11 protein-coding genes are annotated in these 12,573 nt (G+C 58.4%); 6 read left to right on the top strand and 5 right to left on the bottom strand.

Annotated elements, in window-relative coordinates:
• Positions 1–780: a phosphate ABC transporter ATP-binding protein PstB gene (gene pstB / locus IDL90_RS10340; RefSeq protein ID WP_187995259.1), complete on the top strand. Its 780-nt coding sequence runs from the start codon at positions 1–3 to the stop codon at positions 778–780.
• A gap of 469 nt (positions 781–1,249) precedes the next feature.
• Here the strand turns inward: pstB and IDL90_RS10335 are convergent, their stop codons facing one another.
• Complete coding sequence (locus IDL90_RS10335; RefSeq protein WP_187995257.1) at positions 1,250–4,627, bottom strand: hypothetical protein; 3,378 nt, start codon at positions 4,625–4,627, stop codon at positions 1,250–1,252.
• A 111-nt stretch (positions 4,628–4,738) separates the two neighbouring features.
• Between IDL90_RS10335 and IDL90_RS10330 the strand changes: the two genes are divergently transcribed.
• The gene (locus IDL90_RS10330) at positions 4,739–5,566 is read left to right on the top strand and encodes a histidine phosphatase family protein (RefSeq protein ID WP_187995255.1); all 828 of its coding nucleotides are present in this window, start codon (positions 4,739–4,741) and stop codon (positions 5,564–5,566) included.
• A gap of 24 nt (positions 5,567–5,590) precedes the next feature.
• On the opposite strand, the gene IDL90_RS10325 is transcribed toward IDL90_RS10330, so the two are convergent.
• Positions 5,591–5,929 (bottom strand): LuxR family transcriptional regulator, encoded by a 339-nt coding sequence (locus IDL90_RS10325; RefSeq protein WP_182141440.1) that lies wholly within the window; start codon positions 5,927–5,929, stop codon positions 5,591–5,593.
• A gap of 262 nt (positions 5,930–6,191) precedes the next feature.
• Here IDL90_RS10325 and IDL90_RS10320 point away from each other — a divergent pair, with 262 nt between their 5' ends.
• Genes IDL90_RS10320 through IDL90_RS10310 form a run of 3 tightly spaced genes read left to right on the top strand, consistent with a single transcriptional unit; the run spans position 6,192 to position 9,636 of the window.
• Positions 6,192–8,870 (top strand): YhgE/Pip domain-containing protein, encoded by a 2,679-nt coding sequence (locus IDL90_RS10320; RefSeq protein ID WP_187995253.1) that lies wholly within the window; start codon positions 6,192–6,194, stop codon positions 8,868–8,870.
• 33 nt (positions 8,871–8,903) lie between these two features.
• On the top strand, positions 8,904–9,347 hold the full coding sequence (locus IDL90_RS10315) for a Dps family protein (protein WP_182141442.1): 444 nt from the start codon (positions 8,904–8,906) through the stop codon (positions 9,345–9,347).
• A complete protein-coding gene (locus tag IDL90_RS10310) occupies positions 9,310–9,636 on the top strand; it encodes an MscL family protein (RefSeq protein ID WP_259349514.1) in 327 nt (108 codons plus the stop codon). Before IDL90_RS10315 ends, IDL90_RS10310 begins: the two co-directional genes overlap by 38 nt.
• Here the strand turns inward: IDL90_RS10310 and IDL90_RS10305 are convergent.
• The 3 genes from IDL90_RS10305 to IDL90_RS10295 are packed head-to-tail and all read right to left on the bottom strand — an operon-like array spanning position 9,633 to position 11,677.
• A complete protein-coding gene (locus IDL90_RS10305) occupies positions 9,633–10,319 on the bottom strand; it encodes a hypothetical protein (RefSeq protein WP_187995251.1) in 687 nt (228 codons plus the stop codon). The two genes, IDL90_RS10310 and IDL90_RS10305, sit on opposite strands and share 4 nt — an antisense overlap.
• The gene (locus tag IDL90_RS10300; protein WP_187995249.1) at positions 10,316–11,248 is read right to left on the bottom strand and encodes an ABC transporter ATP-binding protein; all 933 of its coding nucleotides are present in this window, start codon (positions 11,246–11,248) and stop codon (positions 10,316–10,318) included. The genes IDL90_RS10305 and IDL90_RS10300 overlap by 4 nt, the downstream gene beginning before the upstream one ends.
• A gap of 3 nt (positions 11,249–11,251) precedes the next feature.
• Entirely contained in the window at positions 11,252–11,677 is a 426-nt protein-coding gene (locus tag IDL90_RS10295) for a GntR family transcriptional regulator (protein WP_316930321.1), read from the bottom strand.
• Positions 11,678–12,317: 640 nt separating this feature from the next.
• Here IDL90_RS10295 and IDL90_RS10290 point away from each other — a divergent pair.
• Positions 12,318–12,573 (top strand): transposase (locus tag IDL90_RS10290; RefSeq protein WP_187993918.1); only part of this gene is annotated, 256 nt, incomplete at its 3' end.

Raw genomic sequence — 12,573 nt, 5'->3', positions numbered from 1 at the left:
ATGGCAATGCAGATTGATACAGAAGACCTGGATGTTTACTACGGGGACTTCCTAGCAGTCGAGGGCGTTTCGATGACAATTGCTCCACGCTCTGTCACCGCCCTCATCGGCCCGTCGGGATGCGGTAAGTCCACGTTCCTGCGGACGCTGAACCGCATGCATGAAGTGATTCCTGGGGCTCGCGTCGACGGGTCCGTAAAGATCAATGGCGAAGACCTCTACGGTTCCAAGGTTGATCCGGTTGATGTTCGCCGCAAAGTGGGAATGGTCTTCCAGCGGCCTAACCCCTTCCCCACCATGTCCATTGCTGACAACGTGCTGGCGGGAGTCAAGCTGAACGGCGGGCGCCTCCCCAAAGCCGAAGCCGACGCGATCGTTGAGAAGGCACTTCGCGGCGCGAACCTGTGGGAAGAGGTCAAGGACCGTCTCGACAAGCCCGGTTCGTCGCTTTCAGGTGGCCAGCAGCAACGCCTCTGCATTGCACGTGCAATCGCCGTTGAGCCTGACGTCATTTTGATGGATGAGCCATGCTCTGCCCTCGACCCAATCTCTACGATCGCTATTGAGGAGCTCATTGAGCAGCTCAAAGTCGACTACACGATCGTCATCGTCACTCACAACATGCAGCAGGCGGCACGCGTTTCAGACCGCACTGCCTTCTTCAACCTTGCCGGGGCGGGCAAGCCTGGCAAACTGGTTGAGTATGACGATACGTCGCTGATTTTCTCAGCACCCAAGAACAAGCAGACTGCCGATTACGTGGCGGGCCGCTTCGGATAGGCTCACGCTCTTCAAGGCGGGCGCCCGCCTTGGCCTCATCGGCCCAAACGCGCTCCGGCGCCAATGCGGCTCCCCTCACCAGCCCAACCTGGCGCCCAAACGCGCCCCGGCGCCCAGCCAGCGTGAAATGTATATGGTGGGATGAAATGTGCGTCTGGGGTAGGTACCCGAGACGCACATTTCGCCCCCACGTATACATTTGGTGGGGGTCGGCCGTGGAGAGGCGAAACCCAGCTCTCGTGACGCGAAACCCGGCCGAAACCCAGCCCGCAAATCGGCCCGGGCCCTAAGGTTGCCGGGATCGCGTAAGGTTGCCCGGAATTCGCACGATCGGAGGCAACCTTACGTGACCGCGGCAACCTTACGTTTGAGGTGTGAGCGCATGTCCCGCGAGCGTGGGGCCCGAGGCCCGGGGCCGAGTGCAGGCGCCAGGCCCGGGCCGCGGGCGCGGGCCCCGCGCTACACGGGTCTAGACTGCGTTCCACCTGACCTGGCGGCCCAGCGTGCCGGCAAAGTCCTCAAGTGGTTGCGCTTCAAGATCCGAGAGTTCCTCTTTCAGGCTCTCTAGTCGCTCCACATAGACCTCTCTACGGTCTTCCGTCGCACCGTGCGGGCGGGACACGAAGTCCTCCACGGCATCCGCAGAACGCTTCAACAACGCAACGTGCTGGTCCTTCTCAGACTGCAACCGTTCCCGGTACCAGTCTGACGCCAGTACCGACTCACGGTCGAACTGCTTGCGGAACTCGTCATCCTGCAAGGTCAGCCCATCGGAGGTCTGCCCGTTTGCCATCACCTCAAGCAGTGCGCGAATCGGCGGGACGCCGAGGGCGATCGTGCCGTCATCAATGTATGACTGCGCGACCCTGCGATGAGTCTCAACGATTGTTGCCACCGACTCCGCATAAACGTCCTCGCCCTGCAGTTCCGGACTCAACATCTCCGGGGTGAAGACTAGGTCGGGGTGCAGGAAGATACGCCCGAAGTACTTGGTAGCAAAGCGCTTTGTCATGCGGTATCCCAAGCGGCTCGCCTCTACCTCTTGACCATCAACCACAATGTTTGGCACGGGTTCCAGGGCGCCCTCGGCAATCAGGTTCTTAGCTGAACGTTCCTCGTCCGACATGCGTGAGAACACCTCGGGGATCAGCATCGAAATGTCGTGATCGACGCGCACCTTGGGTCCCACGTAACCAGCGCTTGAAAGCCAACCGTCGTAGCCCGTCAATGCGAACGAGAGCAGCGCGGCATTGAGGTCAATGATTGAGGGAAGCGCGTTGAACGGCCCCTTCGTCATTGCACCTTCGGAACCCGCACCCGTCGTCGAGGGCGACTTGCCTGTCATCGAGGAAATGAACTCCATGAACAGCTCCGGGAGCTCCATGTAGTGCAGCGGCCCGTAGGAAGCGAGCGGCGGCACGCCCTCGTCAGCCGGGTTGTTGCGCCGTCCTGCCACGACAATATCCACGGGCAGTTCAAACTCTGCGTCCATCGGCACCTTAGCGAAGAGCCGCGACGCGAGATCAGCACTTGCCGTTGCTTTCGGATGTGCCAAGTCGGGACGAACCTGCAAGTAGCGAGGGTTCTTAGAAGGCTTACCGTCAACGATGCGCGGCTGGGCCGATGACACCACGTAGGCAGGCTGATGTTCCGGACCATACGCGGCCCTGAGAAGGATGTCCCGCATCGGCTTCGTGAACTGGCTGAACCCCACTGCGTCATCAACTATTGCAACAGCCTGCTCACGGGTGAGCGGCTCATAGTTGCTGAGGAAGACATTCGGGCCGGCAATGTCCTTCTCTGCCTGCTTGTCGTAGCCTCGGTTGATGGCTTCATCAGGACGTTGGAACAACAGGTTCTCGCAGTTCTTCACGTACTTCCGCGACTTAGCGCCGTTCTTCCCTGGGACCACGATGCTCGCAGTGATGTCGTCCTCGGTCTGAACTTTGCCCGCGGGGTGGAAGTCGTAACGCAATCCGAAGAGGCGCCATGATCCGTCTGTTTCGTACCCGACGCGTAGCATCGATACACGGACCTTGCCACGATCGGTGTGCACCAGCGTGCCCTTGCGGCCATTGACCATGCCGGTAGTGAAATGAGATGCCCAATCGTCACCCCATTCAGGCTGGTAGTAACGCTTGACGATCAGCACCAACTCCATGATGTAACCCGGAACTGTCGAGAGCCATTCGTTGTATACATCCGTGTAGTCGGGGCTGGGCGTCAGTAGTTTGACGACCGACCCCACAGAACGCAGGTCAGAGAGGATGGGTCGACTTGTGTCGCTGATGTTCGCCTCATCGACGAAGCGATCGGTGAAGTCCATCTTGAGGATCTCGGCAACCTTCGCAATGTCTTTTTCGAAGTCAGGGGAATATGAATCACCGTTGATGACAGCATCGGAAATCGCCTTGGAGATTTCTGACTTGCCGCCACCTGAGACGGTTGCTGGTTTGTGGCAGGTCGTCGACCTCGAAGATGAACCAATCAGTGTCCACTGCGACTGGTCATTCTCAAGTTGGGCCAAGTGGATCTGGTAACCATCAGGTGAAACGTAGATCTTGCCGTAACGCAATGGAATAGAACGCTTCTTCCCGTCCTGCTCCCAAGTAATCGTGTTCGTCCACAGGCTGTACGTGGCGCCGGCGGGGACGAGGATGTTCCGTTCGTCTTCCATGTCCAGCACGTAACCTTCGGGCTGTGCGACGAAGCGTTGCGGGTCACGCCATACGACCTCGGCCAACGTGTAGGACGGGTCGGACTCTTTGTCGGTGTAGTTCGGACCCAGGTTATAGCGCGGGTAGACGCGAGCACCACCAGCGTGCTCCTCTTCCACCTCTCCAAACAGGTTCGCGGAGTAGGAGATCTGCGCCTTGACTTCCTTCTTGCAGTAGCCGAAATAGTTGTCAGCAATCACCGTGGTGATGACACCGCGTTCATCGCGAGCGCACACCTTGAATGCGCTACCACCGTTGTAGAGTTCGTCCGAATCCTTCCAGCACTGCCCGTCGCGGCGTTGACGTTCCGTGGCGTCCTCCCACCGTGGCAGACCCAGTTCCTTCTTGGTCAGCTTGGTGAGGTGGGGGGCGAGGACGACCAGGCCCGTGGTGCCGGTCCATGTGTCAGGGTCGAGGGAGGCGTCAAACTCGGGGACGTAGGGATCGCCACCATTGCCGAAGATGCCCTCAACAAAGTCCAGGTTGGCAACCAGCGAGCCGGGGGCAATAAAGCGAACTTCCATTGTCCTTTCGCCACTAAAACCAGGTACCTCAGGAACGACGATGGGGCGCAGCAGAAGGGAAACCCATGCTCCCACCGGGTCTTCCGAATCGGTTGTATAGGGAAGAACCTTTGCTTCCTCAGGCGGGAGAAAGGCGTGTTCCATCAGTCGGCCAAATACAGCCCGGGGAACCTCGATCTTGTCGTCTTGGACCGGCAGTCCCCCATCCGCAATGTGGAAGACGCCCTTGGTGGTGCGGCGGTCATTGGCGGGGTTATGGAGGACTCCGTTAAGAGTGCGGTACGACGTGAGAAGGTCAGACTTGAAAACGTCACCTTCGATCGGCAACGACAGGGTTCGCGCTAGGCCCGGTTGGTCGAGGACGAAGGTGACCCGCGGCAGTTGTGGGGACACCCCGGTACCGTCGAGGTAGGAGTCTAGGAACGCCTGGATTCGCCCATCCACGGCTGAGAGGCGGTGCGAGAGGCGCCGATCTAACTCACGTTGCCGCGCAATGATTGGTTTGACCAACTGCGCTTCGTCGGTTGCGTGCGAATCCGTCGGGGTTGGAAGCCCAAGCAGGCTCAGGCGGAGGTTTACTGCAGCGATATCCAAATTGTTCTCCATGCCACAAGCTTAAGCCCCAAAGCCCATCGGCGCCTGAACTGCTCGGGTTGGTTGGCCTGTTGTTCACTATCCGCTCAAGAAACGAATCACGCCGGTCGGTATGGTGGCTGTATGGCTACAACACACCGACCCACCAACGACCAGAATCCGAGCCAAACCCCTCCAGTCGACATCTTCCTCATTCGGCATGGACAAACCGAAGCCAACATTGCACTGCAAATGTCCGGGTGGATGGAAACGCCGCTCACGGAAGTGGGCATGGAGCAAGCTCGTGCCACGGGGCGTGCTCTGGCGCGGCGAGGGGGAAATGCCGCGGAAGTCTTGCCGATCGACAGGATGCTCTCGTCCGACCTCGGTCGCGCGCTGCACACTGCCCAGTTGGTTGCCGGTGAAGTAGGTGAACCTGAGATCGAACTGGTTCCAGAGCTTCGCGAATGGAACTTCGGGTCGTACGAGGGCGCAACCCTAGAGGCAATGTGGCACGCGATCTTTGACCAGCTGGGCATCCAACCGACCTCGGCTGGAGAAGTGGGAGCGAATTTTTGGACTCACATGAGGCATGCCGCGGCAGAGGGCTTTGACGAACCAGCAGTGATGACCGCGTTGGCGCGAGCAGATGCAAGCGGCGGAGCCAACACCTGGGAGCAGTTTCTTGCGCGGGCCGAGCAATCTCTTCAGCGCATTCGCCTGGAGGCCGAAGCCTTGGCACAGCAGCGCGAGTCCGTCTCCGGTGGCGGGGAAGACCCGGCACTGCCCCGACCGAACCCCTCCCTCGCGGTCGTGTCACACGGCGCCTTCATCCGCACGCTTCTGTCCCTGATGGATCCCGTGCAGTATGCGGGGGAACCCATTGCGAATGCTGCGGTCTGTCACCTGCGCTACTCTCCCAATCCAGGATTTGCCCTGGTGCGCACGAATGTCAGCGCTGAGGACTGGTAGACCGACGCGTTACGCCCGCCCGGCCTAACTGTGCGGGTGTAGCGAGACGGTAAGTAGTAGGACCGAATCCTCGTGGGCTTCAACTCCGTGCACAGCGGGCGGAATGAGGGCGAAGTCGCCCTCGGAGAGGTTCTCAGAGGTTCCCGTCTCAGCGTTTGTCAGGAGGACGTTTCCCCGCAGGACTTGCAGCGTAGCTTCACCGGGGCTCTCGTGGTCTGCCAGGCCACATCCGGCCTTGAGAGCAATCACTGTCTGACGCAGGTGACGTTCGTGACCCCCGTAGATGGTGTTCCCGGAGCGGCCACTCTTGGAGGCGCGGGCGTTTTCCAGTTCGAGGGCGCCCAGTTCTGTGAGTGAGATCATATTTTCAGCCTAGTCCACACCGGCACCCTTGTGGTCTGAGGAACAGAAAAAACCGCCACTCTGCCTAGATTTCTGAGGTTTTGATCACCTGTTTTTGGAGGTCCCGGCGGGGCTCTGGCGCACCCCCTCAATCGGCTCAGAAATCACTGTGACACAGTACCGTGACGGCGATTACCCACCCTGGAACAAACAGTCAAGCCGGAATAAAATCTCATCGATTGATTGAAGTATTTGGGGCTTGACACCCCGGAGGAGCACTACCATGGCAAGGAAATCTCTCTCAGAGATGCCGAATGTAGTAGGCAAACCAAAGTTCACCGCCAACGTCTTCGCCAATATCTTGGTGGTTGTGGCGATCATTGCTATCCCACTCATGTACGGGGGGATCCTCTCTTCCGCATACCAGGATCCCCTGGAGCGGATGGGTCACATTCAGGCCGCTGTTGTGAATGAGGATCAGCCGTTTGACGCAGATCTCGTGTCAGGATCAAACATGGTGGTTGATGTCGGTCAGATGCTCACGGACGCCCTCGTCCACCCTGAAGACGGGGAAGACACGGGCTTCACTTGGAAGCAGATGAGTGCAGACCAGGCCGAACGTGCCATGAAGTCCCAGTCGGTGCGCGCCGTGCTCTATATTCCCTCTGGGCTGTCGAAGGAAGTGTCCCAGATCGGCACCGACAGTGCCGCTGACACCGTTTCCGCACGGCTGAACCTAGTCACCGACGACGGAATCAACTACCTGTCCGGAACCCTGGCCCGAACTGTCGCCGCGACTCTGCAGGACAGGGTTAGCTCGGAAGCATCCTCCATATATACGGAGGCACTTCTGGAATCGCTGGGGACAATCCGCACCGGCATGGGAACGGCTGTGGATGGCTCGACGGCGCTAGCAGACGGAGCCACCGTACTGGCTGATGGTCTGACCGAATTGGACGAGGGCGCAGCCACAGCCGCCGACGGGGCAACGCAACTGGACTCTGGTGCAGGTGAGCTAGCATCCGGGACGAACACCCTGGCAGACAAGGTTCCCGAGCTACAGACCGGGGTGTCGGCATTGGGTGCGGGCTCTTCGGCACTCGCGAGCGGTGCAGCCACCCTTAGCGGCGGGGTCAATCAGTACACCGCGGGGGTTGACCAAGTGGCTGCTGGAACAGCAACCCTGCGCGCTCAGACACCGTCCTTGCAAGCAGGGATTTCCTCTCTCCAGACAGGCTCGGCACAACTTGCCGCTGGGAGTTCCCAGTTGGATGAGAGCTTCAAGCAGATCAGCGAACCTGTCGCGCAGCTTGCGCCGCTCCCGGGAGAGATTCGCGACTTGGTGACAGGCGTGTCCAATAGTATCGATGCGGTCTATCAACAGTGCGTGGCACTACACGGTGAGACCGATCCTCTATGCCGACTTGTGGCGCAGATGGCGTCGGGCAAAGGTCAAATCGTCGACAAGGTTGATCAGGTTGCAGGAAAGGCCGATGAAGCCATTGCCGGAGTTGCGGCTGCCCAGACGGGCATGGATCAAATCGCAGCAGCATCCGCTCAGGTCAACCAGGGCCTAACTGCACTCCAGGCTTCGGTTGGAACGACCTCGGACACCGCGGCCAGCCAGACTATCCTGGGCGGCGTTAACTCCATAGACGACGGGCTCGGGACGCTATCGGGGACCTCCGCGACCCTGCGCGGTGGCGCCAACGAGCTCGCCTCGGGAAGCAAGGCCCTTGAGGCAGGTGTGGGCACTCTTCAGGAGAAGGTTCCCACGTTGGTTTCCGGCGTTGATGCACTCAACTCGGGCGCAGGAGCCCTCGCGGCCGGAGCCACCGACCTGTCGACCGGCCTGAACTCTCTGTCCGCGGGCGCATCCTCGGCCGCAAGCGGGTCGTCTGCACTTGCAGCGGGAAGCGCGCAACTTGAGGAAGGGCTGGTAGCGGGCCAAGAGCAGATCCCCGACTACTCGCAAACAGAAGCAACACAGATTGCTGAAACCTCTTCACACCTGGTCCAAATCGACCCCGTCAGAGAACGCGAAGTCAACAACACCGGTGCGGGATTCTCTCCGATGTTCATTTCACTGGCATTGTGGATTGGTGGAATCGCAATCTTCCTGGTCCTTCCCGCCCTCGACCGCCGTCCCGGCCCGGGTGAAACCTGGTGGATGGCGGCGGCACGTCCTGCAGCAACGGCATCCATTCTGGCTGTAGTTCAGGCTACAGCTGCAGTGCTGGGGACCAACTGGCTGGTTGAGCTGCATGCCGTCAATGTGGGGGCCATGCTCGGCATCGGCATTCTCGCCTCTTTGACGTTTGTCGCGGTTAACCAGGCTTGCGTCGCAACACTGGGCTACAGGGGGAGGTTCGTGTCAATCGTCCTCTTGCTGATACAGATTGCCTCCATGGGTGCGACGTTCCCGATAGAGACGATGCCAGCGTTCTTCAACTGGGTGCATCCATTCCTTCCAATGACATACACCCAGCTTGCTTTCCGCTCCGCGATTGCAGGTGGAGGTGTTCCGGGAATTATGGGTTCGACCGTCGCGATTCTCTTGGCTTGGCTGGTGATCTGCGCAGCTCTGGTCCTGCTTGCGGCGTACCTGCGCACTAGGAACCATCCGCTCCCCTATGACGCCGCACTGCTGCCGGACAACTACCCGGCCGAGGACGAGGTCGGAGTCGCAACGCTTGCGGGACGTCGCGACATCAAGAGAGAATTGCTTGCGTTCGCACAGGCCCGGCTTGCCGCGTTTGGTGTTACAGCCAGCCAGAACTCTACTTTGGGAACCCTCGGTCCAAAATCTACAACGGACGACCGCGCTACGCGCCAACGCGGGGCAAATCCAACGTTGGAAGTCAACCCACTGGTCACTTTGTCGGATGCTGGTAGTAGGGTGGAGGAAGCGGGCGTTCACGTCCACGGACGTCCAACTGAGGATCAAGTCTTGGGGCAGTAAACGCGCCCTGAGCGGATTGAAAGGGAAGACAAAATGAAGGAAGCAAGCACAACGGTTACCTCCGCACTGCAGCAGAGCCTGGTTGATCTGATTGCCTTGGAACTGCAGTCGAAGCAAGCACACTGGAACATTCGTGGAGCATCGTTCCGGTCGCTTCACTTAGCTCTTGACGAAGTGGTGGCTGCTGCACGCAGCACCCTCGATGAAGTTGCTGAGCGCCTAGGACAGGTTGGTGGTTTCCCCGATGGCCGCGCCGCTACAGTTGCCCGCGACACGATCTTGAGTGAGATTGATGAGGGGATGTTGGAATCCGATAAGGCCTACCAGTTGATGGCTGAGAAGGTTCAGCAGGTCTCTGACAATATCAAGGGGTTCATTGAGCCTGTTGACGAAGAGGACCCGGTCTCTGGTGATCTTCTGATCTCTACCTCTGCGGCACTTGATTTGCAGGCCTGGTTCTTGCGTTCGGCGGTTTAGGTTACAGTTCCAGTCTCTAATCACGACGGTCTTACGAATCAAATTTGAGTTTCAGATTAAACTCCTGGGCGACCCTGCTGTCGTTCGCCCAGGAGTTTTCCTTACGGCCTTACTGAACTTCTTGATCGTGGCGGCTGCCCTCTACTTCTTCGTCGTCGTGCCAATCAACGCGATGAACAAGAGGAAGGACGCGATGCTCGACCTCGAAAAGACCGAAGATGACACTGAAGTTTCGCCAGAGGTCCTCCTGCTGACTGAGATCCGCGATTCACTGAAGACCAGCAACTAGGTTGTCACTTTCCGCAGGGTCAGGAACGATCCTGCGGAAAGTACGACGATGAGGATTAGTAGCCAGCCCGCCACACTCATCGGTGTTTGACCCACGACCCAGGTGAGCACTGCCGGCCACCACTGAAAATAGGTAATCAACGCAATGACGCCGACCAGGACTAGGCCGAGGCCCAGGGAGATGGCAACAATGACCACCGTGCCCCAGCGCTTGTAGATGGTTGCCATCCACAAACCGATCAGGAACATGACAAGGGCAAGTGCTGCAACCGACAGAATCATTGCAAGCCAACCTGTGTTGAGAAGCCAGGGGATCGCGAAGACCAGAGTATCAACGCCCCATCCACTGGTTGCCTGTTCAATGAGTGCTAGGACGAGGAAGACCACTCCAAACGCTAGTGAGAACAGAATGAAGGTCGCCAAGGTCCCCAAGAAGTAGTCACGCCTGGTCACGGACATGGCCTGAGAAAATGGGAACGTCAGTGACAGGGCCTGAACCCCAACCACGATGAAGTACCACAGTGGCGCTTGAGCGGCTCCGGTAATCATCACACCGTCGTTTGGGACGACGAGGCCGAGGAGGATGACGATCAGAAGCGACCCCCCAAGGACCATGAGGGGGACACCGATGAATGTCCACCGGTTTACCAGTTGCAGTCGCATTACCTTACTGATGTAGTTCATGCCGCCGCTCCCTTCTTGCTTGCATCGGCAGAGTCTTTGCCACTGAACTCAGCGGCACGGTTGCCCAGCGTCTTGCGGACTATCAGTTGCTGTAAGGAAACCGGCACAATCTCAACCCCCAGCAGCGCTGCCCTCTGCGCGCCTTCTTCACTAAGAGGCTCAGAAACAGTCATCTGGGCAAAAGACCCGATGGACTCCGAATAGAGGACCGGCTTGCTCCCAACAAACTCGCGAACAGCAACCCCGGGCCCAACGGCGGTATAAGCGCTACCGCGGATCGATTCCGTGTCGTCGTTCATGATGATTCGCCCATGGTCGAGGACGATGACGTGCTCAAGCAGGTTGGCTACCTCGTCGATCAGGTGTGAGGAAAGGACAATGGTGCGCGGATGCTCGGCATAGTCCTGCAACAGACGATCGTAGAAAATCTGTCGGGCTACTGCGTCTAGCCCCAGGTAGGGCTCGTCGAAAAACGTCAGTTCGGCCCGGGATGCCAGTCCGATAATGACCCCAACTGCGGACAGTTGTCCGCGGGATAGCTTCTTGATGGTGCGGGTCATGGGCAGTTCAAAGTCTTGGATGAGTGTCTCGCAGAGCCCCTGATCCCAGTTTTCAAAGAACATGGCGGCCGCCTTGAAGGCGTGCTTGGGGGTGAAATCTTCCGGGTATTTCTGGGATTCGCGAATGAAGCACAGTCGACTGAGGACTCTGGAGTTCTCAAATGGGGGCTGCCCAAACACTTCGACGACACCATCAGTTGGGAAGTTCTGCGCTGTGAGGATCGACATGACGGTGGTCTTACCAGCGCCATTTCGCCCCAGCAAACCGTAGATGCGGTTGGCTTCGAGGGTGAAGGAGATGTCGTCAAGTGCGACATTATCTCTGTACTTTTTCGTTAGATTGCGGGCTTGTGCCACAACTTCGGTCATTGGTCACTCCCTTTCTGCGGAGGGGGCGGTTGGTGTCCCCTGTTGGAGACCTGGTGTTTCACGGAGATGAGGGGCTACCTCATCAATCAGTTTGTGGAGCTCAGCGGATGTCAGTCCAAGGCTTGCGGCTTCGACCAGCATGGGCTCCAAGTAGTCCCGCGAGAACCGCGCGCGTCGCTTTTCCATGAGGCGTTCGCGCGCTCCGGGTGAGACGAACATGCCGATCCCGCGGCGTTTGTGGAGGATTCCGTCCTCGACTAACAAGTTGATGCCCTTGGCGGCAGTGGCGGGGTTAATGCGGTACATGGCCGCGAACTCATTGGTAGAGGGAACCTGGCTCTCTTCGCCCAGGTTTCCCGCAACAATGTCATTCTCGATCATCTCTGCAATCTGCAGGAAAATCGGTCGACCATCACTGAACACAACCACCTCCCGGGTTCATTACTTGAGTAACTAACCATACAACTATGCACGGCGGTGCGCAAGAGCCGCCATCGTCGCCCCGCGTCACCAACCCGGCCCTCACAAGAGGGGCTGTAGGTGGCGTTTGAGTCTTCCGGTGTGGAGGAAGCTGTGGTGGATGCAATTTTGGAGGTTTGGAAATCCTAAGGCGATGCCGCGGAGGTGGTTGAGGAGCCGGTTGAGCTTTAGCGAGCGAGTTAGGACATACGGAGCGGGTTTGGCTAACCCATAATTTGTAGGCCCACCGGGACTCGAACCCGGAACCCACGGGAGTATTCCACGCAATCCGCGAACCCGCGTATTTGTAGTTAAAACTCTGTTGAACTGCGGTTTCACATAAACCTCAGCCCATTCATCATGTCATAGGAGGACGCAAAATGTCAGAGAATGGACACTAGAATGGACACTTTTCTGCGCGGGTTCTGATTGAGAGCTGCCAAGCACTGCGGCTGCGTGGCAGTTAGAAGAAGATAGCCAGACCTCAACCCAAACACAACTACGGGAAGTAGAAACCTGACACACCCCAGTTAAGGCCATGGGCGGCCTAGGGATTTCGGATAGTGGGCCCTCTTAGACTGGGGGCCTTACTGAAAGAGAGATCCGTAGGATGACTGCATCACGAAGGCGATTTAGCCAGGAGTTCAAGGACGAGTTGTGTCAGGAGGTGATTTCTACCTCGAGGCCGATTAGGGATGTCGCTGAGGCCTATGGGGTTGGCGCTGAGACTTTGCGCAGGTGGCTGATCAAATATCGTGAGGAACACGGCGGTAGTAACGAAGAGCTCACCTTGTCGGAGCGGGCTCGTTTGAAGGAGCTCGAGCGTGAGAATCAGGAGTTGCGGGCTGAGACGGCATTCCTAAAAA

Origin of the sequence: Schaalia sp. JY-X159, assembly GCF_014525425.1 — a bacterium.
In the GTDB taxonomy this organism is placed as follows: Bacteria; Actinomycetota; Actinomycetes; order Actinomycetales; family Actinomycetaceae; genus Scrofimicrobium.
Note: the sequence above shows the minus strand (reverse complement) of the source record. Positions and strands in the feature narration are given on the sequence as shown.

What these genes read in the sequence shown, in the direction of transcription:
- pstB (WP_187995259.1), top strand. Translation starts at nt 1, where the DNA reads ATGGCAATGCAGATTGATACAGAAGACCTGGATGTTTACTACGGGGAC.
- IDL90_RS10335 (WP_187995257.1), bottom strand. Translation starts at nt 4,627, where the DNA reads ATGGAGAACAATTTGGATATCGCTGCAGTAAACCTCCGCCTGAGCCTG.
- IDL90_RS10330 (WP_187995255.1), top strand. Translation starts at nt 4,739, where the DNA reads ATGGCTACAACACACCGACCCACCAACGACCAGAATCCGAGCCAAACC.
- IDL90_RS10315 (WP_182141442.1), top strand. Translation starts at nt 8,904, where the DNA reads ATGAAGGAAGCAAGCACAACGGTTACCTCCGCACTGCAGCAGAGCCTG.
- IDL90_RS10305 (WP_187995251.1), bottom strand. Translation starts at nt 10,319, where the DNA reads ATGAACTACATCAGTAAGGTAATGCGACTGCAACTGGTAAACCGGTGG.
- IDL90_RS10320 (WP_187995253.1), top strand. Translation starts at nt 6,192, where the DNA reads ATGGCAAGGAAATCTCTCTCAGAGATGCCGAATGTAGTAGGCAAACCA.
- IDL90_RS10300 (WP_187995249.1), bottom strand. Translation starts at nt 11,248, where the DNA reads ATGACCGAAGTTGTGGCACAAGCCCGCAATCTAACGAAAAAGTACAGA.
- IDL90_RS10325 (WP_182141440.1), bottom strand. Translation starts at nt 5,929, where the DNA reads ATGATCTCACTCACAGAACTGGGCGCCCTCGAACTGGAAAACGCCCGC.